At 62.5% G+C, this 21,684-nt stretch carries 22 protein-coding genes and 1 pseudogene; 6 read left to right on the plus strand and 17 right to left on the minus strand.

The genetic code is table 11. The annotated features are described in order from the left end of the window. Positions 1–5: 5 nt before the first annotated feature. From AWB79_RS33730 to AWB79_RS33750, 5 genes are read right to left on the minus strand one after another with little or no spacing between them, the layout of a single operon-like run. Positions 6–533 (minus strand): cupin domain-containing protein, encoded by a 528-nt coding sequence (locus tag AWB79_RS33730; protein WP_061171794.1) that lies wholly within the window; start codon positions 531–533, stop codon positions 6–8. 29 nt (positions 534–562) lie between these two features. Beyond that, positions 563–1,327, minus strand: coding sequence for an SDR family oxidoreductase (locus AWB79_RS33735; protein WP_061171795.1), 765 nt, complete (start codon positions 1,325–1,327; stop codon positions 563–565). Beyond that, the gene (locus tag AWB79_RS33740; protein ID WP_061171796.1) at positions 1,320–2,381 is read right to left on the minus strand and encodes an aromatic ring-hydroxylating dioxygenase subunit alpha; all 1,062 of its coding nucleotides are present in this window, start codon (positions 2,379–2,381) and stop codon (positions 1,320–1,322) included. Before AWB79_RS33740 ends, AWB79_RS33735 begins: the two co-directional genes overlap by 8 nt. Before the next feature lie 17 nt (positions 2,382–2,398). Then, on the minus strand, positions 2,399–2,707 hold the full coding sequence (locus AWB79_RS33745; protein WP_061171797.1) for a recombinase-like helix-turn-helix domain-containing protein: 309 nt from the start codon (positions 2,705–2,707) through the stop codon (positions 2,399–2,401). Position 2,708: 1 nt separating this feature from the next. Further along, the gene (locus tag AWB79_RS33750; protein WP_008345991.1) at positions 2,709–3,026 is read right to left on the minus strand and encodes a non-heme iron oxygenase ferredoxin subunit; all 318 of its coding nucleotides are present in this window, start codon (positions 3,024–3,026) and stop codon (positions 2,709–2,711) included. A gap of 470 nt (positions 3,027–3,496) precedes the next feature. On the opposite strand from AWB79_RS33750, the gene AWB79_RS33755 reads away from it, so the two are divergent. Beyond that, a complete protein-coding gene (locus AWB79_RS33755; protein WP_061171798.1) occupies positions 3,497–4,570 on the plus strand; it encodes a porin in 1,074 nt (357 codons plus the stop codon). On the opposite strand, the gene AWB79_RS33760 is transcribed toward AWB79_RS33755, so the two are convergent. Then, entirely contained in the window at positions 4,567–5,466 is a 900-nt protein-coding gene (locus tag AWB79_RS33760) for an IclR family transcriptional regulator (protein WP_061171799.1), read from the minus strand. The two genes, AWB79_RS33755 and AWB79_RS33760, sit on opposite strands and share 4 nt — an antisense overlap. A 230-nt stretch (positions 5,467–5,696) precedes the next feature. On the opposite strand from AWB79_RS33760, the gene AWB79_RS33765 reads away from it, so the two are divergent. After that, the gene (locus AWB79_RS33765) at positions 5,697–6,182 is read left to right on the plus strand and encodes an NUDIX hydrolase (protein ID WP_061171800.1); all 486 of its coding nucleotides are present in this window, start codon (positions 5,697–5,699) and stop codon (positions 6,180–6,182) included. A 274-nt stretch (positions 6,183–6,456) separates the two neighbouring features. On the opposite strand, the gene AWB79_RS33770 is transcribed toward AWB79_RS33765, so the two are convergent. From AWB79_RS33770 to AWB79_RS33780, 3 genes are read right to left on the minus strand one after another with little or no spacing between them, the layout of a single operon-like run. Further along, a complete protein-coding gene (locus AWB79_RS33770; protein WP_232471105.1) occupies positions 6,457–7,890 on the minus strand; it encodes an MFS transporter in 1,434 nt (477 codons plus the stop codon). Further along, positions 7,847–8,659, minus strand: a complete 813-nt coding sequence (locus tag AWB79_RS33775) for a sugar phosphate isomerase/epimerase family protein (protein ID WP_061171802.1) — start codon at positions 8,657–8,659, stop codon at positions 7,847–7,849. Before AWB79_RS33775 ends, AWB79_RS33770 begins: the two co-directional genes overlap by 44 nt. Positions 8,660–8,663: 4 nt before the next feature. Further along, the gene (locus AWB79_RS33780) at positions 8,664–9,407 is read right to left on the minus strand and encodes an SDR family oxidoreductase (protein ID WP_061171803.1); all 744 of its coding nucleotides are present in this window, start codon (positions 9,405–9,407) and stop codon (positions 8,664–8,666) included. Positions 9,408–9,526: 119 nt separating this feature from the next. On the opposite strand from AWB79_RS33780, the gene AWB79_RS33785 reads away from it, so the two are divergent. After that, positions 9,527–10,441, plus strand: coding sequence for a LysR family transcriptional regulator (locus AWB79_RS33785; protein ID WP_061171804.1), 915 nt, complete (start codon positions 9,527–9,529; stop codon positions 10,439–10,441). Positions 10,442–11,129: 688 nt separating this feature from the next. Here AWB79_RS33785 and AWB79_RS33795 read toward each other — a convergent pair. Both AWB79_RS33795 and AWB79_RS39865 read right to left on the minus strand, forming a co-directional pair. Continuing rightward, positions 11,130–12,104, minus strand: a complete 975-nt coding sequence (locus AWB79_RS33795; RefSeq protein WP_061171819.1) for a ferritin-like domain-containing protein — start codon at positions 12,102–12,104, stop codon at positions 11,130–11,132. A 462-nt stretch (positions 12,105–12,566) separates the two neighbouring features. Beyond that, the gene (locus AWB79_RS39865; protein ID WP_157695907.1) at positions 12,567–13,340 is read right to left on the minus strand and encodes a hypothetical protein; all 774 of its coding nucleotides are present in this window, start codon (positions 13,338–13,340) and stop codon (positions 12,567–12,569) included. 463 nt (positions 13,341–13,803) lie between these two features. Between AWB79_RS39865 and AWB79_RS38635 the strand changes: the two genes are divergently transcribed. Beyond that, entirely contained in the window at positions 13,804–14,016 is a 213-nt protein-coding gene (locus tag AWB79_RS38635; RefSeq protein WP_074169469.1) for a DUF1059 domain-containing protein, read from the plus strand. A gap of 29 nt (positions 14,017–14,045) precedes the next feature. Further along, complete coding sequence (locus AWB79_RS33805; RefSeq protein ID WP_061171807.1) at positions 14,046–14,273, plus strand: hypothetical protein; 228 nt, start codon at positions 14,046–14,048, stop codon at positions 14,271–14,273. On the opposite strand, the pseudogene AWB79_RS33810 reads toward AWB79_RS33805, so the two are convergent. From AWB79_RS33810 to AWB79_RS33835, 6 genes and pseudogenes are all read right to left on the minus strand, one after another. Then, positions 14,260–14,938 (minus strand): annotated as a pseudogene (locus AWB79_RS33810) (ABC transporter substrate-binding protein); the annotation flags it as partial. The gene AWB79_RS33805 and the pseudogene AWB79_RS33810 sit on opposite strands and share 14 nt — an antisense overlap. Positions 14,939–14,973: 35 nt before the next feature. Next, positions 14,974–16,383, minus strand: a complete 1,410-nt coding sequence (locus AWB79_RS33815; protein WP_061171808.1) for an MFS transporter — start codon at positions 16,381–16,383, stop codon at positions 14,974–14,976. A 95-nt stretch (positions 16,384–16,478) separates the two neighbouring features. Beyond that, complete coding sequence (aroE, locus tag AWB79_RS33820) at positions 16,479–17,294, minus strand: shikimate dehydrogenase (protein WP_061171809.1); 816 nt, start codon at positions 17,292–17,294, stop codon at positions 16,479–16,481. A 15-nt stretch (positions 17,295–17,309) separates the two neighbouring features. After that, the gene (locus tag AWB79_RS33825; RefSeq protein ID WP_061171810.1) at positions 17,310–18,302 is read right to left on the minus strand and encodes a 2-hydroxyacid dehydrogenase; all 993 of its coding nucleotides are present in this window, start codon (positions 18,300–18,302) and stop codon (positions 17,310–17,312) included. A 39-nt stretch (positions 18,303–18,341) separates the two neighbouring features. Further along, positions 18,342–19,532, minus strand: coding sequence for a YncE family protein (locus tag AWB79_RS33830; RefSeq protein ID WP_061171811.1), 1,191 nt, complete (start codon positions 19,530–19,532; stop codon positions 18,342–18,344). 19 nt (positions 19,533–19,551) lie between these two features. Further along, positions 19,552–20,325 carry a glucose 1-dehydrogenase gene (locus AWB79_RS33835; protein WP_061171812.1) on the minus strand — a complete coding sequence of 258 codons (774 nt, stop codon included), beginning with the start codon at positions 20,323–20,325 and terminating at the stop codon, positions 19,552–19,554. Between the two features lie 147 nt (positions 20,326–20,472). On the opposite strand from AWB79_RS33835, the gene AWB79_RS33840 reads away from it, so the two are divergent. Then, positions 20,473–21,366 carry a LysR family transcriptional regulator gene (locus AWB79_RS33840; RefSeq protein ID WP_061171813.1) on the plus strand — a complete coding sequence of 298 codons (894 nt, stop codon included), beginning with the start codon at positions 20,473–20,475 and terminating at the stop codon, positions 21,364–21,366. The last annotated feature ends 318 nt before the right edge of the window (positions 21,367–21,684 follow it).

Genomic DNA, 21,684 nt, shown 5'->3' on the forward strand with positions numbered 1-21,684 from the left:
CAGCCTCAGCGCTTGAGCTTGGCCAAAGGCGAATCCGGCGGATACGTCGGCGTGATGGGCTTCGAAGCGCCGAGCATCACGCACATGAGCGCGTCTTCCTCGCCGATATTGATTTCCGTCCGATACACGCCCGGCGGCACGGAAATGAGATCGCGTTCGCCGAGCACGGCTTCCCACGTCTGACCATCCTTCTCGCAGACGACTTTCATCTTTCCGCGCAGCACGAAGAAAATCTCTTCGACATCGATATGGATATGGCTCGGCCCGATGTTGCCGGCGGGAATGACCATCGTCGAAAAGGTGAAGCCGCCCGCGGGGATCGTGTTCATGTCCTTCGCGACGCCGGTGCCGCCGGTGCCGACATAGCGCATTTGCGCGCGGCGATACTTCGGGTCGTAGTCGGCCTGGAATTTGAGCGCGTCCCAGTCGTAGCGGCGCGTGTCGAGGCGCGCGACGCGCGTGTCCATCCATTGCTCGAAGCTCGCGTCGGCGGGCTGGTCCCACGATTTGCGTTCGATGTCTGCATCGGCCATTGTTTTCTCCAGGTTCTAGATAGAGCGAATCAATTCATCACGAAGCCGCCGTTCACCGGCAGCAACTGGCCCGTCACGAAGCGCGCCGCATCCGAGAGCAGGAACAGCACGGGGCCGTTCACGTCGTCGGGCACTTGCGCGCGCGTCAGTGCGCGGCCGTCGAGGTAAAACTGGTGTCGCTCGGCGGGGACATAGGCGGTCGCTTCCACTTCGGTGAGGCCGGGCGCGATCGCGTTGACGGTCACGTTGTCCGCGCCGAACTCGCGGGCGAGCGAACGCGTCATCGCGATCACGGCGCCCTTGCTCGCGACATAGGCGAGCAGCCTGGGGGCGCCCCACAAGGCCGTGTCCGACGCGATGTTCACGATCGAGCCACGCCCCGATGCCTTCAGGTGCGGCAGGCACGCGACGCTCGTCAGCCACGTGCCGCGCACGTTGACGTTCATCACGGCGTCCCACGTTTGCGGCGTGAGTTCGCCGGCGAACTTGCCGCCCGAGTTGGTGATCGCCGCGTTGTTGACGAGGCCGTCGAGACCACCCAGCGCCTGAGCGCTCTGCGCGACGAATTCGGAGATGCTGCACGGATCGTTCAGATCGAGCGGGAAGAAGTGCGCATCGCGCAGTTCATGCGCGAGCGCTTCGCCTTCTTCGCGAAGCACATCGCCGAACGCGACCCGCGCGCCGTGCTCGACGAGCGCCTTGACGAATGCCGCGCCGAGTCCGCGAGCGCCGCCCGTCACGAGCACGCGGCGGCCGTCGAGCGCATGGGACGCCGCATTGAGCGCATCACGCATGAGCGCGCTCCGTGCCCTTCGGCAAGGTGTCGAGCGCGGCGAGATGCTGCTGCGCGCGCTGCTTCAGCATGCGGCGCACGCGCGTCATGCCGACATCGTGCTGATAGAGAAATTCATGATTGCGCGCGTTCGGCGCAAGGCTTTCGAGCACGTAGCGGTCTTGCTCCAGCACGGCCCAGTGCAGCCCTTCGAGGCGATTGCGATACAGGAAGCGCCACGCATCGCGCTGCCATCCGGACACCTTGCGCGTGCGCCAGAAATAGACCTGACAGTTGTCGTCGTCGACCGGCGTGGCGAAGCCGACGATCCCGAAGTTGCCGCCCGGGCCGAACTTCTTCTTGTATGGAATCGCGAGGCGCATCCACAGGCAGCCGGTCTCGCCGAGTTCGACCCAGTCGAAGTTCACATCGCGCTGATTGACCTTCTCGAACATCAGGCCGGTTTCGGTCTTTCGCACGCGCATGTCGGCCTGCTTGTCGCCTTCGGCCATCGAGTGCGACGTCGCGTGCAGATACGCGCCGTGCATCGGGTCCATCACGTTGTCGATCGCGTACTGGTAATTGCACTTCCAGTGCGACATGCACAGGAAGCTCGCGTATTCGTCGCCGACGAGCTCTTCCGGCAGCACGAGCGGCGCGGGTTCCTTGTTGGCGTCGTCGCCGAACCAGAGGAAGATCGCGCCCGCGTGTTCCTCGACGGGATACGACTTCACGCACTTCTGGCCTTCGAGCGGACACGCCGACACGGCGGGCACTTTCTGCACGGTGCCGCTGCCATCCACTTCGATGCCGTGATACCAGCACGCGACGCTGCCGCCGAGATTCCAGCCGAGCGACAGACGCGCGCCGCGATGCGGGCAGCGGTCTTCAAGCGCGTGCACTTTGCCTTCGTTGTCGCGCCAGAGCACGATCTGATCGCCGAGCCGCGTGAGGCCGATGGGCGCATTCGCGACCTGCCAGCTCGGCGCGACGGGATACCAGTAGTTGCGCAAGCCGCGATCGAGATAAGCCTGAACGGGATCGGCGGCGACGGATGTTTGCTGAGGGGACGTCATGAGAAAAGGCTCCTTCTTTATTCAGCGAGCGTTCGCAGTTCGGCGGCGAGGCGATCGGCGGTCCAGGTCGCGCCTTCCGGCGTGCGGAAGCCTTCCTTGTTCAGGCCCGCGACGACTTGGTCCAGCTCCAGCGCGCCCGCTTCGAAAACGCGTTCGAGCGCGTCGCCGAAATCGTTCTCGTACTGCGTCGGCTCGGCACGGCGCGTCTGCCAGATGAAGTTTTCGGTTTCACCCGGCTTCTCGATCACGCCCTTGCCGGCGACGTTATTCGGCTGCGGCGCGAGCCACGGCTTGAGATGTGGGTTGAAGTTCACGACTTTTTCCATGTCACGCCACCTTGATCTGGATTTCCTCGCCGGCGAGGCGCACCGAATACGTCTTCAGGTCGCGGCCGCCGGGCTCTTTCAGGCATTTGCCCGTGGGGATGTGAAACACCGCTTCATGCAGCGGGCATTCGACGGTGTCGCCGTCGACGAAGCCCTGCGTCAGCAGCGCGTATGCGTGCGGGCAGACGTTTTCCAGCGCGTACAGTGCGTCGCCCACTTTGTAGATACCGATTTCCGCGCCGTCATCGAGCTTGAATTCGATCGGTGCGTCTTCCGACAGATCGCCGGCATGTCCGGCGCAGCGCCATTGTTCAGACATCTTTCACCCTTTTCTTTGGTTCGTCCGTGTTCCACTAAAGGAACAACAGTTCGTGTATGGGCATTATAGGAGTGGTCCAAGCCGCGGAAAAATAAAAATGTGGATCTCTAGGTGAAAACACTGAAGCCACTGCGTTTAAAAGTTCACCCATGCGTCCCTGCACCAGTAAGAACGTCCGTTCGACATTGATTCGCAGGATTTTTTGCCATGCATCGAACGTGCTCATTGAGGCTCAGGGTCTACCCGCAGCCATCTCAAATTTATTGTTTTGGCTTGAAAAATCTCACTATACTTTCCATAGGTAGTACATTGATCCATATATGGAACATGCAAAGCGATCGACGATACGCCTTCCGGAGGATGCGAATCACCGCCTTCCGGAACCGGGATAAAGCGAAATAACTGCTACAGGCGGGAGAGGGAAAGCGGGCACGGCCCGCCCTTAAACCACACGGTCAGGAGAACGAAGGGTGAAGCACATCATCGCAGCGGGACTTATCGGAGCCGGGGTCGCGAGCGGCGCGGCCGCGCAAAGCACGGTCACGCTATACGGCAGCCTCGACGCTGGCATCGCATATATCAACAATGTCGGCGGCCATCCGAAGTGGATGGAAGAGCAGGGCAACATGCAGCCGGACCGCTGGGGATTTCGCGTCGTCGAGGATCTGGGCGGCGGGCTGAAGACTGTTGCGCAACTGGAGAACGGCTTCTATACGAACACCGGCAACTTCGCGAAGGCCGGCACGCTATGGAACCGGCAGGCGTATCTCGGGCTGGATCAGGAAAACGTCGGCACGCTGACGCTCGGTCATCAGACTCCGTTCAGCTTCGACATGCTCGGGCCGCTGTCCACCGCGTATCTCGCGGCGAGCTGGTACGCGTTCCATCCGGGCAACATCGACCAGCTCGCGGACACGGGCGTTGTGCCGTACGACAACTCGGTCAAATTCCGCTCGGCGACGTTCTACGGCTTCTCCGCCGGCGCGATGATGGGCCTTGGCAACACGACGAACTTCTCGACGGGCCGCAATCTCGGCTTCGGCATCACGTATGCGAACGGCCCGTTCCGGGCGGCGGCGACGTATTCGAACGAGCACAATCGCACGCCGGCGATCGCGACGACCGGCCTGACGACCTTCCAGGGTCAGCCGGCCGCGACCTACATGGCGGACAAGCAGGAGGAGATGGGCGCCGGCGCGTCGTATGAAATCGGCAAGTTTGTCGTGCACGGGCTCTACACGCGCGTGAAGTTGCAGTCCAATGGACAGTCCGACACGTTCCAGTCATACGACGCGGGTGTGACCTTCAAGCCGGTGGCATGGAACTGGATTGCCGGCGGCGCGGCCACCACGACGTTCGCGGGCGGCCGCTGGACGCAGTTCGAGATCGGCGACATCTACATGCTGTCGAAATCGACGCAACTCTATGTGAATGCGCTGTACGAACATGCGACCGGCGGCGCGAAAGCGGCGTTCTTCACGGCGGGCGTGTCGAGCACGGCGAATCAGGTCATTGTGCTCGCAGGCATTCACCACTCGTTCTAGGCGAGCGCCCTGCGCGCGGCGAGCTCGGCGGTGGGATCGTCCGGCGACGGACGATAGTTGAGGCGGGTGGCGAGTTCCATCGCGGCGGCGCAGATGGTTTCGACGAGCTGCGCCTTTTCATCGTTCGCGCCGATGTCCGAGCGCGGCACGGTTGCGGCCACCGCCGCGACGATCGCGCCGGCATGATCGCGCACGGGCGCGGTGACGACGGAAATGCCGCGCTCGAACGATGCCTCGCTCAATCCATAGCCGAGCGCGGCACATTCCTGCACGCGCTCGAAGAGTTCATCGACGGTCGCGGGCGTGCGCTCCGTGTACTTATCCAGTTGCCGCTCGGGATAGAGCGCCTCCAGCGCGGCCAGCGACAGATCGCCCATCAGCACATGACCGTGCACGGTCGCGTGAGCGGGCAGGCGCGTGCCGACATGCACCTTCACCGAGCTGAACAGCGGCTCATGACTTTGCGCCTTCGCGACGAACACGACATCGCGCTGATCGCGAATCAGCAGATGCGTGGAAAGACCGGTGGCATCGCGAAAACGCTCGAGAATCGGCGTGCCGAAATCGGTCAGTTCGAGCGAGTTCACGTACTCGAAGCCGAGCCGCAGCACGGCGACGCCCAGCCTGAAATTGCGATCGCCGTTCACGCGCTCCAGAAAGCCGAGCGATTCGAGCGTTTGCAGCAGACGAAACGTGGTCGTGCGCGGAATGCCGATGCGCCGCGACAGCTCGGGCGCACCCAGCACCGGCTCTCGCGCCGAGAATTCGGCGAGGATGCGCAAACCGCGCTCGAGCCCCGGCACCAGATAGGTGGGACCGCCACCGATCGATGCAGCCTCGTCCGCGCGGTCGAGATCCTCTGCGGGAGCGTCTTCCTGTTTGCTTCGTCGGGCCATGTTTGGCTATCGCTATTATCGGACAATGGACAATCATAGCGCGACACGCTCGGGTTCATGCTCGTTCGGTAGTGATGAGGCGGACGTTCCGGCCGTGATAGATGAGGCGAGTCGAAGTCGGCGATGGGAAGGTGCGGGGCTGTCGGCTCGCGCTCTCCGTGCCGCTTGAAGTCCCGCCGGATATAGAACGCCCTAACCCGGAAATTCCACGAAAATCAAGGCCACCCCTCATGCCGAACCTCACCGTCCGACCCACTCCAGTGATCGATGCTGTCTGGCGCTTGGCATTTCGTCTCGGATTCCCGCTCGCTCGCGCCTGGTGGCGCCTCCGACGGCCTCATCTTGAGGGCGCGCTAGTCGCTATCTATGTCGGGCAAAGTCTCTTGCTCTTAAAGACATCGTACCGGTCCGAATGGAGTTTTCCCGGCGGCAGTCTCAATCCCGGCGAGACGCCCGACGCAGCGGCGCAGCGGGAAATGAAGGAGGAAATTGGACTGCCGCCGCACCCGCTGAACGCTGCGGGTAGCATCTGCGGCATGTGGGACGGCCGGCAGGACCGTGTCTACATCTTCGAACTGCACATCGATCGTCTGCCCGAGTTGAAGCTTGATAATCGCGAGATTATCGATGCGCAACTCGCGTCGCCGGAAACACTGGACAGCATCGCACTGACGGGGCCGGTTGTTGCGTATCTTGATCGAAAGCACGGCGGTTAGGCGGGGCTGGTTCGCTGCGCGACAGAGGCCGACCATCCACGCAGTTGTTTCCGGCAGGTCCCTGCCCTGAACAGTAGGAGGCTCGGCAACTCACCTCTCGTCACTTCGATTTCCGCGCACTCCTCGAAGAATCAAGCGGCCTCGACATTCGAGGCCGTGATACAGCGGGAAGATTCGGACTCGGCTTCTCACGAAACCAAGAGGAAGGGACGCGCGGCTCCATTTCTCCTTCCTCCCACGCGTCTCATCGGCCTCAAGGTGCAGGATAAGGTTTTCAGTCCATGTGCTTTCCCAGGCGGTCAAGCGGGACGTTATAGGTTTCTCTCATCGAATAGATCGACACCGCAGACAGCAGACACACAAGTGCCGCGAAGACTGCGGGCATTACCCACGGCGCTGTGCCGAACTTGCCGATCAGCGCTGTCTCGATCAGCGGCGCGAATCCAGCGATCGCGAAGCCGAACTGAGTTCCGATCGCCATTCCAGAGAGTCGAACCTGCGTAGGGAAGCGCTCGGCGTACGTTGCAGGCCAGACCGCATTCGTGATGCTGTAGACGACGCCACCCAGAAAGACGCCCGTTGCGAGCACCAACGCATCGCTTCCGGTCGTTATCGACCACAGAAAGATTGCAGCGCCGATCGCACACAAAACGTTGCCCGCGATGAACAGGGGACGTCGCCCGATCCGGTCGGAAAGCGTCGCGTAGACCGGGATAGTGAAAACAGCGATCAGATTGCCGATAATGGCTGTCCACAGCATCGTGGACGTGCTGATGTGGTGCTCCATCGTGCGCGAGAACGACAGTGCGAACACAGCGAAGGTCGTGCCGACGGATGCGATCAGCGCGGCGAAGAATACTTGCAGGAGTTCCTTGCGATACGTCGTAAGAAGCGTCTTGAGCGGTGCCTGCGGAACTTCACCATGCGAGGCCTCGCTCTGGAACGCGGGCGTTTCTTCGAGTCGCGAACGTACGATGAAGCCGACGATGACGACAACCGCGCTCAACCAGAATGGCAGCCGCCAGCCCCACGACAACAGTTGATCTTCGGACAGGAAGGCGGCGAGTGGCAGCACGACGGCTGGCGCCAGCACCTGTCCCCCCTGCGTGCCGCTCAACGTCCAGCTCGTGTAATAGCCGCGACGATTTGCGGGTGCATGCTCGAACGACATCGAATTCGCGCCGGCCTGTTCGCCAGCCGCCGAGATGCCTTGCAGAATGCGCAACACAACGAGCAGCGCGGGTGCGAGAAGCCCTGCGCTCTGATAGCTGGGGAGGCAACCGACGAGAAACGTCGAAACGCCCATCAACAGCAAGGTGCCTACCATCACGACTTTTCGACCGAGGCGGTCGCCATAGTGCCCCATCAGGAAGGACCCGAGGGGACGTGCGGCATACGCGACACCGAACGTTGCCATCGATGCGAGGGTGGCCGCGGCCATATCGCCAGGCGGGAAAAAGATCCGCGGGAAGACCAGCGCGGCCACCGTACCGTAAATGAAGAAGTCGTAGTATTCGAGCGCGCTGCCGATCCATCCGGCGATGGCCGCCTTCCTCGCTTGCCGCCTGCTGTCAGCGGGCACGTGCGCTGGCGCGGCGCCGTCTTGTATCGTGTTTGTCGTCATGTCTGTCTCCGTATATATGTTTGAAGATTCGATTAGGCGGCTAGGCATTGCCTTGAAGCAGCCGCTCAGTAGCCTGTCGAACAAGAGCCGCTCGTTTCGTCGAGTCCGTTTCGCGGGCGAGTGGCACTTCCGCCGATAACGGTACGTCCTTGGGCAAGGCAGCGAGCAACTCCATCAAGGGCAAGTCACCTTCGCCCGGCAACAATCGATTGCTACGTGCCTCGTCGATGATCCCCGACGGTGGCGGCGCTTGAATCGGCGCATCGCAAAGCTGGACGCTGCCGATGAACGCCGGGTCGATCGCTGCGACCGCGTCGACCGTGCCGCCCGAGCGGATTAGATGCAGCGCATCGATCAGCACGAAAGCGTTTTTCTTGCGAATGGCCGTAACGACATCCACTGCGTCTTCGAGTCGGGCGACCGGTCTCCAGATCATGAACTCAACGTCGAGCGCGAGGCCGAACGGTTCAGCAAGATCGCATAGCGCGCCCAGGCGGTCGATGACGCGCGCGCGCTCCGGATCGTCGATATTGATACATACACGCTGCGCACCGAGTTCCGCACCCGCCTCAAACGCAGGGGCATAGTCGTCGATCCGTGTATCGGCTGCGATGCGAACCACTTCGATGTCGGACACCACGACATCGTGCGCTTCCATGAGATGCAGGGTGTCGCGCAACTCAGGCGATCCCGCACGCAGCGGATACGCGACGCCGCCCGGCATCGGCGAACACAACCGGATGCCGACGGCTCGAAATCCGGCTTGCGCGGCGAGCGGAATCAGGTCCGGCGGCCCGACATCGAGCACGGTGAGATGAGACAGGGAAAGTCTTTTCATTGCATCACGTCCCATCCACTCAGTACGTGGCACGTCCGCCCGTCAGATCGAACGCGGCGCCCGTCGTGAACGAGCACTCTTCCGTCGCAAGCCAGGCGACCATCGACGCCACTTCGTCGGGACGGCCTGCGCGTCCCAGCGGAATCTTCGCGAGCACGAAATTGCGCGCGCCGGTCGTCATGTTGCGGAGCATGTCCGATTCGATGGCAGCGGGCGTGACGCAGTTGACGCGAATCTCCGTGTCCGCGAGTTCCTTGCTCAACGATTTGGTCAGGGCAATCACGCCGGCCTTCGACGCGCCGTAGGCGCCCTGATTGGGATTGCCTTCCTTGCCGCCGACCGACGACAAATTAACGATGCGCCCGTGCCGCGCACGGCGCAGATACGGCAGCGCTTCGCGGCAGCAGATGAACACGCCCGTGAGGTTGATGTCGATGACCTGCCGCCATGCGTCGATCGCATAGGTTTCGACGGGAGCGATCGGGCCGTTGATGCCCGCTGCGTTGATCAAGACGTCGATGGAGCCGAAGCGTTCGGCGGCAGATTTTGCCGCGGCGGCAACGCTGGCGGCGTCGGTCACGTTCACCTGAGTCGACGAAACAGCACGAACGTTTTCGGCTGCCGCATGAGCGGCCGCGCCGTCGATATCCCAAAGTACGACGTTTGCGCCTGAAGCGACGAATCGCTCGGCGATCGCATATCCGATCGCGCCGGAGCCTCCGGTGACGACGCATACGCGATTCTGCAGGTCCAACTGGTTCATCTTCCTTGTCTCCAAAAGGTAGGAATCGTTTGAACCGATACTAGGGACTAACGCCCGGTTTGTCGTATGCTGAAACTCCGATAACCTATAACGTTTGGTTAATCTTCCGGGCGGTTCTGATGCGGTTCAAGCTTCGCCATATGGAGGTTTTTCGCGCGGTCATGCTGACCGGCTCGATCAATGCCGCATCGAAGCTGCTGTTCGTGTCGCAGCCTGCGGTGAGCAAGCTGGTCTCCCATGTCGAGACGACACTCGGCCTGCGCCTTTTCGAGCGGTCAAAAGGCCGACTGGTGCCGACGGCGGAAGCACACGCGCTTTTCAGGGAAGTGGAGCAGGTCTATCAGGCGGCGGTGCGCGTGGATGAGTTCGCGCATGCGCTCGCGCTCGGGCCGTCGAGTCTTCTGCGTGTGTCGTGCAGCGCATCGCTGGCGATGAGTGTGGTCGCGCCGGCACTCGTCGAGCTCAAGAAGAAACTTCCGGCGCTGACCGTCAGTTGGCAGACCACGCTGATGGCCGATATGCCAATGGAGCTGCTGAGCAAGGAGGCGGAGGTCGCCATCGCTGCCATGCCGGTTCTGCATGAGCATTTGGAGAACGTTCCGTTCATGTACGGCAACATGGTCTGCGCCATGCCGAAAGGACATCGGCTGGAAGCACAGCCTAGTGTCTCGCTCGCGGATCTCGAGAACGAACCCGTCGTGCTCTTCAAGCGTGACATTCCGTTCGGAACGGTGATCGCGCAAGCGTGTCAACAGGCGGGCGTCGAACTCAAGTCGACGATCGACGTGATGCGTGCGGATCAGGCGCTTGCCCTCGTGGAAGGCGGGCTTGGCGTGACGATCGTCGATAACTTTGCTACGACGGGCAGCGCGCTGGTCATTCGCCCGCTGCGCGAAGCCATCGACTTGACGGCGCACTTCGTCTTTTCGCGCTTTGCGCCGCCATCGCGCAATGCGAGCGTGTTCATGCAGGCCGTCTACAGGCGAGCGACTTTCCTGCAGCGCGCGATACCGGACGCCTTCGTCCCTGAATGACGTCGTGTTAATGAGCGTCGGCAACGGCAGTTGGACCGGTGACCCGATCAGCCGTGCATGGCCGCTATGCATTTGGAAGCGGACGCTGCAACGGCGGCGCAACGATCGGCGGCTCAGCGTCGTAAGTGTGAGCGCTGAGGCACTCGACGTGGGCTTTCGCTGTGAATGTACCTGACTTGCATAGCTGCAGGTTGACGAACCGGAGGCAGCAGTCCCGATCACTGCGCGGATATGACGTCACGCGCCGCACGAGTCATTGGACCCAGGAATGGGCGAGCCAAGCCGGGCGCTGAGCGAAGGAAGCGCGCCGGTGGATACGAGGCGCTTCGTTTATCGCCAACAACGCGCTGACGGCGATCTATAACTTCAACGACCTGTGCTGGACATTCGCGGCCGGCGGTTTGAAGGACATCGTCAGCGAGGTTCGTTGCACGGCCAACGACCCTCACCAAGTGAAAGACTTATGCAGAGCCTTCTACGGGAAACTATCCAACGCGCAGAAGGTCCATCTCGACAAGCAATTGCAACACCGTCCCTACAGCAACGAAGGTTGCTGCCATGATCAGTTTTACTCGAATACGTAACGCACCCACAGATCGATTCATACGCGCTCCCCGGTCGCCTCCTCGTACTTCACGCGGCGGCCTCGGCCTGGCCGCGTGACGATCCCGACCCTCACACGTCGTGGCTACGCGAATGCGCTACTCATGTGAAGGGTACCGTTGACGCCAGCTGGGAAGAACCCACCCTGCGAAACTGCCCCCCTGTTCAGATAAACGATGTTCAGTACGTCGTCGTAACTTCGGCTGAACGCAATGCCGTTGTTATCGAGCGGCACAATGTTGGAGATCTGATTATTCGCGCCTGCAATCCCTTGATCGACGTCGCTCGACGCGTCGAGTGAGTCTCGTGCATCCGAAATGGCCTGCGTAGCTGTGACAAGGCTCGGTGTCTGGACTCCTTTCGAGTAGAGCACAGTTCTGACGAGCCCTGCGTGATAGGCTTCGGCAGCGAGTATTCCAGCCGCCGCTTCGAGATAGGTCTTGTTCGTGATGAGAGGCGACGCCCCTTTATAGGCGGTGACACCGACATCCTCGAAGATAAACGCGCCGAGCAGGAAGTTGTTGTCGTTGAGATAGGGGTTGAAGGCGGTGCCTGCCGGCGCCAAACCTGCTGCTTGAGCGGCAAGCGAAAAAGCGCCGTTCGGATCCGTGCCACCTACATCCAACGCGGGCATGGCCACCGCCGATCCGCCGAGTGCAGTTCGAAGAAACGCGACATGCTCGAGTTCGTCCTTGGAAATCTCTCGTGCGTAGGCCGCGACGACGGGATCGGAGAACGTCACCTGTTGACCCGGAATCACCTTGCCCGGTGTGCCAACACCTGTCATCAGATTCGCTGGAAGTCCAGCGCCAGTTGTCGCATACGCGTAGAACGTTGCCTCCAGATACTCAAGGTTAAGGGCGAAGTTGAGTATTTCTTGATCAGTTGGCCCCGTTGCCGCATTGGCATTGTCTCCCGACCCGCCACCACATGCACCGAGGATGGTGCCACCCACCAAACCTAGACCCAGTCCGCCTGCGCTGCGAAAAAACTGACGGCGCTTTGACCGGCGCTCGGCGCGTCGATCGAATACGTCGGTCACTGAAGTTGTGTCAGCCATGTCCATCTCCTGAGAGTCGTTGTGTGGACAGCGCCGAGTCGACCTTCGGGTGGTTGGATTTGGCGCCGGGAGAGCGGGACGGTTTGCCGGGCAGAACAGTGTTAGCAGCGCAGGCCACTCTCAACCGCGCATACGATGAAGCGTGTGCCAAGAGATGCATCACGTAACAGATTCTTTCATATGCGAAGGAGGCGATGTGTGTCTTTACCGGCGGCCGAGTAGAGGCTCGCAATCTCGACCGAGGCATTCAGCGGCGTTCAAGTCAACCAATCGAGGCTCGCCAACAGCCACGATTGTTGGAAGCGACCATAGGTTTCCCTTGCATACTTCGTCGACTTCAGGCTTCTTGGGAACAGCCGATCCGCTATCGCATTGCCACATGCACAAAACGCCGCGGCGATCAACGAAGCTTTCTCGACAACGCAGTCGATCGTGTCCAAGTCGACTATATGAGCCATCTACTCAATTCGAGGTACTTGGAGAGCCGCCAGGTCCATAGGGGTCAGGATTGCCAAAGCGCGGAAGGGAGCCATTCGACCTGGCCTTGCGTAATTCGTCTTGCACATCTTTTCGGGATTTTGGCGATGGCGGAACTGGGATCTCTGCCTCGGCACCTCCTGTGCCTTGCGCATTTTCTGTCGGCGGTTCTATTGCGTTCGAGGTTTGGTAAGTTGTCTGATCCGGCAAGTCGGTCGTGGATTCCTCGCGCAAGGGAGTTGGCTTAGCGGATGAGTCCGTCTGCCCGCTCTGCGACTGAAGTGCAGTCGGCGACGTTTCCGGCGCAACCCGAGGCTCGGATTGCTTCATCTCGCCACTGGTCGATGGCTCTGCAATTTGTTTCCGCGTGCGCTCCGCCGATTTCTTCTTTATCGGGGGCGCTAAATGCGCTGACCGAGCGGTGTTAGCTTTGTATATATGCGATCGACGAGTATCCGAAGGGGAATCAACATCGATCTCGGATTCTGATTGTTGGGACGCTGCTGCCCTTCCTGCTCTTGTCAGTTCGTCGATAAGAGCCTGTTGGCGCGCCAGTTTTTCGTCGTCGGGCCTTGCAGAGGGCGTTTGCGGCGGCTCCGCGGGAACCGTACCACGCGTGATCGAATCGTGCTCGCGCGAAAACCATGCCTGGTCCGCTCGTCGATGTTCACTGTGCTTCAAGAAAAGGGGCGAAACGACGGTCGAAAGCGCAACGGCGCAAAGGCCGATGACAAGAGAGCGATTAAAAATTCGATTCATCGGTTTATTCCCTCGCGTCAATGAACGACGCCAGCTTGACGTTGCCAGACAAAACTCTGAATACAAACAATGCGATCGCCTGCTGCGCACATTCGGCTGACTCGAAATCCTGCGCGTTCGAGCATACGAATGCAGAAGCGGACAGGATTCACGGTGAAACGGATTTTTTCACTTTGGACCAAACTCGCGTGGTCTCTTCACATGCAGATGGAATCAACACGCAAAGTCGACCGATTTAGTCGTTCCGCGTGCCAATGGTCGCCTGTCTTGAGGCACTTTCCATCTCCTTTCATCAACGCCACCGCTCCGCAAATACCGCCGCGTTACTTCAGAGTCACTCCAGGCGACCTATACTTGAAAGGTCAACTATGTTGCGACGAGGAGGGCGTGCTGGTGTGTCCGCGCGGCATCGCGCGCAGTCGTTCAGGCAAGACCCTCATAATCTTCGTATGCGGAGAACAACATGGGACGAAAATACATCGATTGCCGGGAATTTCCGAGCGAGATGAACTGTTCGGTCGCGCTATCCGCGGACTCCGAAAGCGAGTTGCTAGAGGCGGCTGTACAGCACGCGGTCACGGTTCACAATCATACGGACTCGGCAGAATTGCGTTCGCAGTTGAAGTCCCTGTTTCACGACGGCACACCACCAGTCGAGTCACCGCGTCGCGCGTGACCATGGCGTGAACGATCAAAAAGCAATACGTGGCGACATCGATTGAAAGCAATCAAACCGGCAAAACCGCTTTCAAGGACTCACTATTCGAGATCATCGATCGACTCGGGTTCAGCGATCAGGACGAGGGCTGCAAGGGCTCCTCGTCCGAGCATCAGTGCGTCAGGGCGAGTGCATTGAATAAGTTGTCCGACGATGCGATCGAAGAGCTGAAGGCTGCGACGAGAGGGCAGGGAGTGATTACAACTGGCCTTTGAAGTTCGCGAGATCGGTGCCGGAAGCCTTGTCCATTGTTGTCAGCGCCGTCGTGGTATCAGGCGAGTTGCCGTGCATCAGGGCGACCATCTCGAACCATGCGCCTGTCAGCGCCTTACCCAGCGCCGGGTTCTCCTGCAAGGCTTTCGTGTTGACGACCATCATGTCCATGATCTCGCCGGGAATCTTGCTGATGTCGGCATCCGAGGTGTTCACGACCTTGAGGTCGCGCTCGCTCATATGCGCGCTATCCAGAGCACGCGCGAGCAGGTAGTGCGACACGGAGAACTGCACGAGATTGACCTGCTGGCCCTTCAGATCGGCGATCTGCTTGCCCTTGCCCTTCATGAGCACGCCGTCGTTGCCGTTCGAATAATCGCTCACGATGAGCGCCGAAGAATCCACGCCGCGGTGCGGGAATGGTGAGTGCGTCCATGTTGGTCATCGCGCAGCCGTCGAACGTGCCCGCCGTGTACTGCTTGATGGATTCGACGTAGTCGTTCAACTGCACGACATCGACATTGATGCCGTATTTCTTCGCCCACTTCGAGACGATGCCCTGGGTCTTGGCCTGGCCCCAGGGCATCCAGACCGCGTAGCTCCTGCGCCCTTCGACGGGGGGATGGTGCGCATTCGAACGCGTCGGCGACGCACCGAATTTGGGCATCGCTATGCGCGCTCATCTCCGGGCGCTTCATCCGACTAGCAGGCATCGGCGGCATCGCGCAAATCGTCGAGATCACGGCCGCGCGTCTCGGGGATGTAATACGTCGTCACCACGCCGATCACGCTGAGAAGGGCGACGTAGGTGGCAAGCGGAATCCACGCGAGAATGCGGCCCTCGGCGCCGCCCCAGTGCGCGGTCGCCCACGCGATGATCGATGCGCCAATCAGCGGCGCGACCCCGCCCGCGATCACCGCGGACACCTCGCGCCCCACCGCGACGCCCGCATAGCGATGCTGCGCGCCGAAGAGCTCGGGCAGCAGCGCCCCCTGCGTGGCGAACATGCCCCAGACGCCCGCGAGCGCGACGCACAGCATCGCGATGCTGGCCGTCGCGTTGCCCTGGCTCAGCACCCACCACGTCGGGTAGGCGAGCAGCAGTTGATACAGCGCGAAGGCACGGTAGACCGGCACGCGCCCGAAGCGATCGCTGAGCCTCCCGGTGAGCGGAATGATCACCGCGCCCGACACGCCCGCGAGCAGAAGCGCAATCGGCCCGATCGGTCCCTTGAGACCCGTCGCGGTGGCCATGTAGCTGATGGCTAGCGACTGATATATCGACGAGCCGCCGTTCTCCGCCATGCGCATGCCGATGACCTTGAGCAGCGTCGGCTTCGAATGTTTGACGAGATGCTTGAGGGGGCTGTCGTCGATCTGATGTCTCGCTTCGAGCTTCGCGAACGACGGAGATTCCTTGAGCTTCAACCGGATCCAGATCGCCACCGCGATGATCAACACGCTCAGCAGGAACGGCACGCGCCACAGCCAGCTCTGCGAGACATCCTCGACGCGCACCAGCGCGAAGTAGATCGCAGCCGCCATCACCGTGCCGAGCAGCACGCCCATGAAGGGGAGCGCGGCGAAGTAGCCGCGTCGCTTCGCGGGCGCGTATTCGGCCATCAGCACGGCCGCGCCGGCTTGTTCCGCTCCCGCGCCGAGACCTTGCAGCAGGCGGCAGCCGACGAGCAGGATCGGCGCCCAGATGCCGGCGCTCGCATAGGTCGGCAAGAGGCCGATTAGCGTGCTCGCGATGCCCATCAGCAGGATGGTCGCCATCAGCACGAATTTGCGGCCGTAACGGTCACCGAGGGTGCCGAAGACGATGCCGCCGACCGGCCGGATCGCGAAGCCGAGGAAATACGCGCCGAAGCTCGCGATCAGACCGATGGCCGGGTCGCTCGACGGGAAGAACAGCGGCCCGAAGATCAGCGCCGATGCGAGGTTGTAGAGCGCGAAATCGTAGTATTCGAGCGCGCTGCCGAGCGATGCGGCCCAGGCGGCGCGATACAGGTCGCCCGTGGTGACCTCGTCCCGGCTCGTGCCGGCGTTGGGGCTAGCGGTGCGTGCGAGTCCGCTGTCGGCGGTCGCTATGGTTGGCTGGTGTTTCATGATGTCTCTCTCCGTTCCAACGACTTCCGGCGACGGTCACGTCCTCGTCTTCGCGAGATGCGAGCCCGCCGGTTTTTCCTGATAGGCGAATGGGCCTAGCCCATCCGGGCGACTTCATCGAGCAGGGCGGCGCTCATCTCCTCGAGCGGCGCTGCCTTGCCCGTGTACAGCTCGACCTGGCCGCAGAACTGATGCAACAGCATGCGCGTGCCGTCGATCACGCGGCAGCCGAGTTCGGCGGCGTCGCGGATCAGCTTCGTGCGCACCGGAATGAAGGCTGCATCCATCACGACGAGATGCGGCGCGAGCTGCCCGGCGCGCAACGGATTGACGTCTGGCGCGCGGAATCCGGCGGCGGTCGCATTCACGACGATGTCGAACGCATGCGGATCGAAGTCCCCGAGCGCGCCGCCGAAGGCGAGTCCGAAGTCGTCGGCGAGCGCCTGTCCGCGCGCCGCGGTCCGGTTGAACACGGTGACCTGGGCGCCGGCGCGCCGCACGCCCCACGCGATCGCGCGTGCCGCGCCGCCCGCGCCGAGCAGGGCGATGCGCCGGCCATCGAGCGGTGTCGCTTCTTCGAGCGCGCGCACGGCGCCGACGCAGTCCGTGTTGTAGCCGGTGAGATGCCCGTCGCGGTTGTCGATGGTATTGACCGCGCCGATCTCGCGGGCGGTTTCGTCGAGCACGTCGAGATGGGGAATAACGGCCTGCTTGTGCGGCATCGTCACGTTCAGTCCGCGGATGCCGAGCGTGCGCATCGCGCCGACCGCGCCGGCGGCGTCTTCCACGCCGAAGGAGACGAACGTGTAGTCCACTCCGAGCGCACGATAGGCCGCGTTATGCACTTTGACGTTGAAGGTGAACGGCTGACCGGCGAGCGAGCCGCACAGGGATGGAATCGAATGAGGCATGGTCGGGATCGTCGGTCAGTGCTTCGAGAGATCGAACGCGGCGATGGGCGCTTCGCCATCGAGCACGCGCAGCAGGTTGTCGGTCGCGAGTTCGGCCATCGCACGCCGCGTTTCGTGCGTCGCCGAGCCGATATGCGGCAGCGGCGTCACTTTTGGATGCGTGCGTAGCGGCGAATCCTGCGCGAGCGGCTCGACGGCGAACACGTCGAGTCCGGCAGCGCGCAGGTGGCCGCTGTCGAGCGCGGCGAGCAGCGCATCCTCGCGCACGATCGCGCCGCGCGAGCCGTTTACGAAGATCGCGCCGGGCTTCATCGCCGCGAACGCCTGCGCGTCCATCAGGCCGCGCGTGTCGTTCGAGAGCGGCAGCGTCAGCGCGACGATGTCCGCGCGCGCGAGCACGTCGCCGAACAATGCGCGCTGCGCGTGCCCGGCGAGCATCGCGGGAACCGGCACGTCGAACGGATCGTGAAAGAGCACCGGCATGCCGAAGCCGAGCGCCGCGCGCCGGGCCACCGCCTGCCCGATGCGCCCGAAGCCGAGCACGCCGAGCGTCTTGCCGTGCACATCCCAGCCGAACAGGTCTTCGCCGATGTTGCGCGTCCAGCGGCCTTCGCGCACGTGGTTCGACAACTCGACGAGGCGGCGCGAGCTTGCCATGATCAGCGCGAACACGGTGTCGGCGGTCGTCTCGGTCAGCACGCCGGGCGTGTGGCAGAGCGTGATGTCGCGTTCCTTGAGGCGCGCGAGATCGTAGTTGTCGACACCGACCGAAATGCTCGAAATCACCTTCAGTCGCGGGGCGCGCATGAGTTCGTCCGCGCCGAGCCTGAAGCTCGATCCGATCAGGCCGTCGGCGTTGCCGAGCGCTTCGCGAAAGCGCGGCAATTCATCGGCGCGGCGCGGATCGGCGACGGTGACGTCGTGCCGCGCCACGATGCGCTCGAGCAGATCGTCCGGCAGCTTTCTGAAGACGACAACGTTTCGGCGCGCGGTCTCAGACGTACGCATGATGTTCTCCTGTTACTCGTTGACTGGATGTCGGGTGTGTCAGCGCGGCGTCGTGCGCAATGACGAAGGTCCGCCCGTCAGCGCGATGCGCTGTCCGGTGTCGTGCAGATGGCCGCCATCGACGGCGTAGAGCGCGAGCTGTTTCTCGACGTTGAACTGAACGATCAGATGCTTGCTGTCCGCAGTGAAGACGATGCCCTGGGCCGCTTCGCCGCCGGGTGCTTCGGCGACCTTCACGGCCTGACCGTCGCGGATCGCGAACAAAAGCACCTTGCCGCGCGTGTGGCGTCCGGGGTTGTCGGGCGTCAGGTTGGAGCCGTCCATCGCCTGCACGCCGATCCATTTGCCGTCGGGCGATATCGCCACGCCCTCCGGCAGCGACGGCACCGTCACGTGCTGAACCGCGCGAAAGGGCGTGCGCGAGACGTCGATCAGGGTGACCGTGTCGGCGTCGCCCGCGAGCTTGCCGGAATAGGCTGGCAGGCCGGCCAGTCCGACATCGCTGACAACGGCCCATCTGCCGTCGCTCGACACGTCGATCGTATAGGGCGCGACGCCGCTCGACAGTCGGGCGCCGCTGTCGGTGACGCGGCCATCGGCGACATCGAGCACCGCCACGCCCTGTTCGTCGCGCAACGCAACGAGCGCATGCGCGCCGTCATGCGTGAAGCTCACGCCGGCGAGCCGCTTCTGCGCGATCTTAAGCGTGTCGATGAGCATCACGCGTTTCCCGTCGATGCCGAGCACCGCCACGCTGCCGTCGACACAGGCGACGAGCGCGAGTCGGCCACTCCGGTCGATGGCAATGCCCTGCGGATGGCTTCCGATATCGAGCCGCGTCACGGCCGCCGGCGTGGCCTGCAGGTCGATGAACTGCACGAACGAATCCATCAGCAGCTTCTTCGCGGCATGGTCGTAGCGCGTCGGCGCGCCGATCAGCGCGACTTGCGCGTCCGGCGTGATGGCGACTGCCTGCGGCGGCCCCTGTATGCCGTTCTCGACTTCCACCTGCACCGTCACGCGCGGGGGGAAGCGGCTCGCGTCGAGGAGCGTCAATGTGTCCGGCGCGGGATTCTCCGGAAAGGTGTCACGGCCTTCGACGCGCTGATACTTTGCGTCGTTGCCCGACACGATCCAGTCGGCCGCGTGCGATGCGCACGCCGCGAAGGCCATCGTCAGGACGGCGACCGTCCGGATGCAGCGGCGATGGCTTGTCAGTGAGTTACGCATGTCCTTGTCTCCTTTTCGCTCAGACCACGCTGGTCAGTCCGCCATCGACGAAAAGCGTCTGCCCGTTCACGAAATCCGATGCCGCCGACGCGAGAAACACCGCCGCGCCGCACAGTTCCTCGACACGGCCCCACCGGCCCGCCGGCGTGCGCTTGCAGAGCCACTCGGAGAAAGCGGGATCGTCGATGAGCACGCGATTGAGATCGGTCTCGAAGTAGCCGGGCGCGATCGCGTTGGCCTGAATGCCGTGCCGCGCCCATTCCGCGCACATGCCCTTGGTCAGCATGCGAATGGCGCCTTTCGTGGCCGCGTAGGGCGCGATGCCCGGCCGCGCCAGCTCGCTCTGCACGGAGCCGATGTTGATGATCTTGCCGCGCCCGCGCTCCAGCATGTGCTGGGCGGCAGCCTGCGAAACCTGGAACACGCCGTCGAGATTCACGCGCAGCAGGTCGTTCCAGTCGCGCTCGCCAAAGCTTTCGAGTGGCCCGCGGCGCTGGATGCCCGCGTTGTTGATCAGAATGTCGATCGCGCCGATCTCCTTCTCGACACGTTCGATCGCCGCGACGACTTGCTCGCGGTCGGTCACGTCGAATACCGCGAAGTCGGCATCGAAGCCTTCGTTGCGCAGGCATGCGGCGACGTCCGCTGCCTTTTGCTCATTGCGATCGTTGATGACGATCGCGGCACCCGCCTCCGCGAGTCCTCGCGCCAGCGCCAGCCCGATGCCGCGGCCCGAGCCGGTGATCAGGGCGCGCCTGCCGTGCAGGCTGAAGAGTTTCAGTGTCTTGTCCATTGTTTCAGCGCGCATTCTGTTTGTGGATGCGCTGTGTCTCCAATGCGCCTAGTTCACCCGAACAACCGCCGACGCGCCAATAGTCTTTCATGACGCTGTTATCATGAATCGTGATTACAGATTCGCGCACCCGCGGGCAGGGGAGGTATGGAACTGAAGCATTTACGCGCGTTCGTCGCGCTTGCCGAGGAATTGCACTTCGGACGGGCGGCGCAGCGCCTGTGTATCGTTCAGCCGGCGCTGAGCATGCAGATCAAGGCGCTCGAGCAGGAACTCGACGTGCGGCTGTTCGAACGCGATCGGCACAAGGTCGTCCTGAGCGCAACCGGAACGCTCTTTTTGCCTGAGGCGCGCGCGACGCTGCATCAGGCCTTGCGGGCGGAGCAGACTGCGCGGCTGTCGGCGCGAGGCGAAATCGGCACGCTGCGCATCGCGTTCGTCTCGTCGGTGCTGCCCAGGTTGCTGCCCGCGCTCATTCGCACGATGCACGCGCGCTATCCGCTCATCACGCTCGAACTGAAGGATATGCCGACGCCGGATCAGATCGCGGCGCTTCAGAACAACCAGCTCGATTTCGGGCTGATACGTCTGCCCGTAAGCGTGAGCAGCCTGGAAATCCGCGTGGTGCTGGAGGAACCCTTCGTCGTCGCGCTCCCCGACGATCACGTGCTCGCCGCGCGGCCGCTGATTCGGCCGCCTGATCTCCGGGGCTTTCCTGCGTTCGTGCTCGCGCGGCGTTACGCACCGGGTTTCCACGACGACACACTGGTGGCGCTGAAGCGCGAGGGCGCGGATCTGAACATCGCGCAGGAACTCGGCGAGTTCTCGACGATGCTTGCGCTGGTTTCAGCGGGCCTTGGCATCGGGGTAATCCCGGCTGCCGCGGCAATGGCGCTGCCACCAAAGGTCGTTGCCCGACCGCTCGAATTGCGCGATCACAAGGCGGGAATCGGGCTCGCCTGGTTCGGTGCGAGCAATGCGATCAAGCGTGCGTTGCTCGAGGTGATCGAGTTGGGCACCGAGACGCAAAAGCAGGCGTGACGACCTTCGGGTTTTGCAGGACAGGGCTCGGTGTGAAATATAGCCGCCACCTGTTCTGCCTGAAGCGCTTCGGGCCCGCGGCGCGGCGCGGCGGAAGCGCTCCGAGCGGACCGCGCGCGACCAGGATCGCGCGGGGCCCGTCAAGGCTCAACGCGTCGCACGATCAGTCCAAGGCAACGGCAGGTGCCTGCACGCGCGACCGGGCGGGTGCCGTTTCCTTCAGACTGAGCGTAACGACCAAGCCGATCGCGAGCGCAGCCAACCCGAGATGCATGATGTACTGAATGCCGAAGTGCTTGGCGATGTATCCTGCGATCG

The organism is Caballeronia hypogeia, from assembly GCF_001544875.2.
Lineage (GTDB): Bacteria > Pseudomonadota > Gammaproteobacteria > Burkholderiales > Burkholderiaceae > Caballeronia > Caballeronia hypogeia.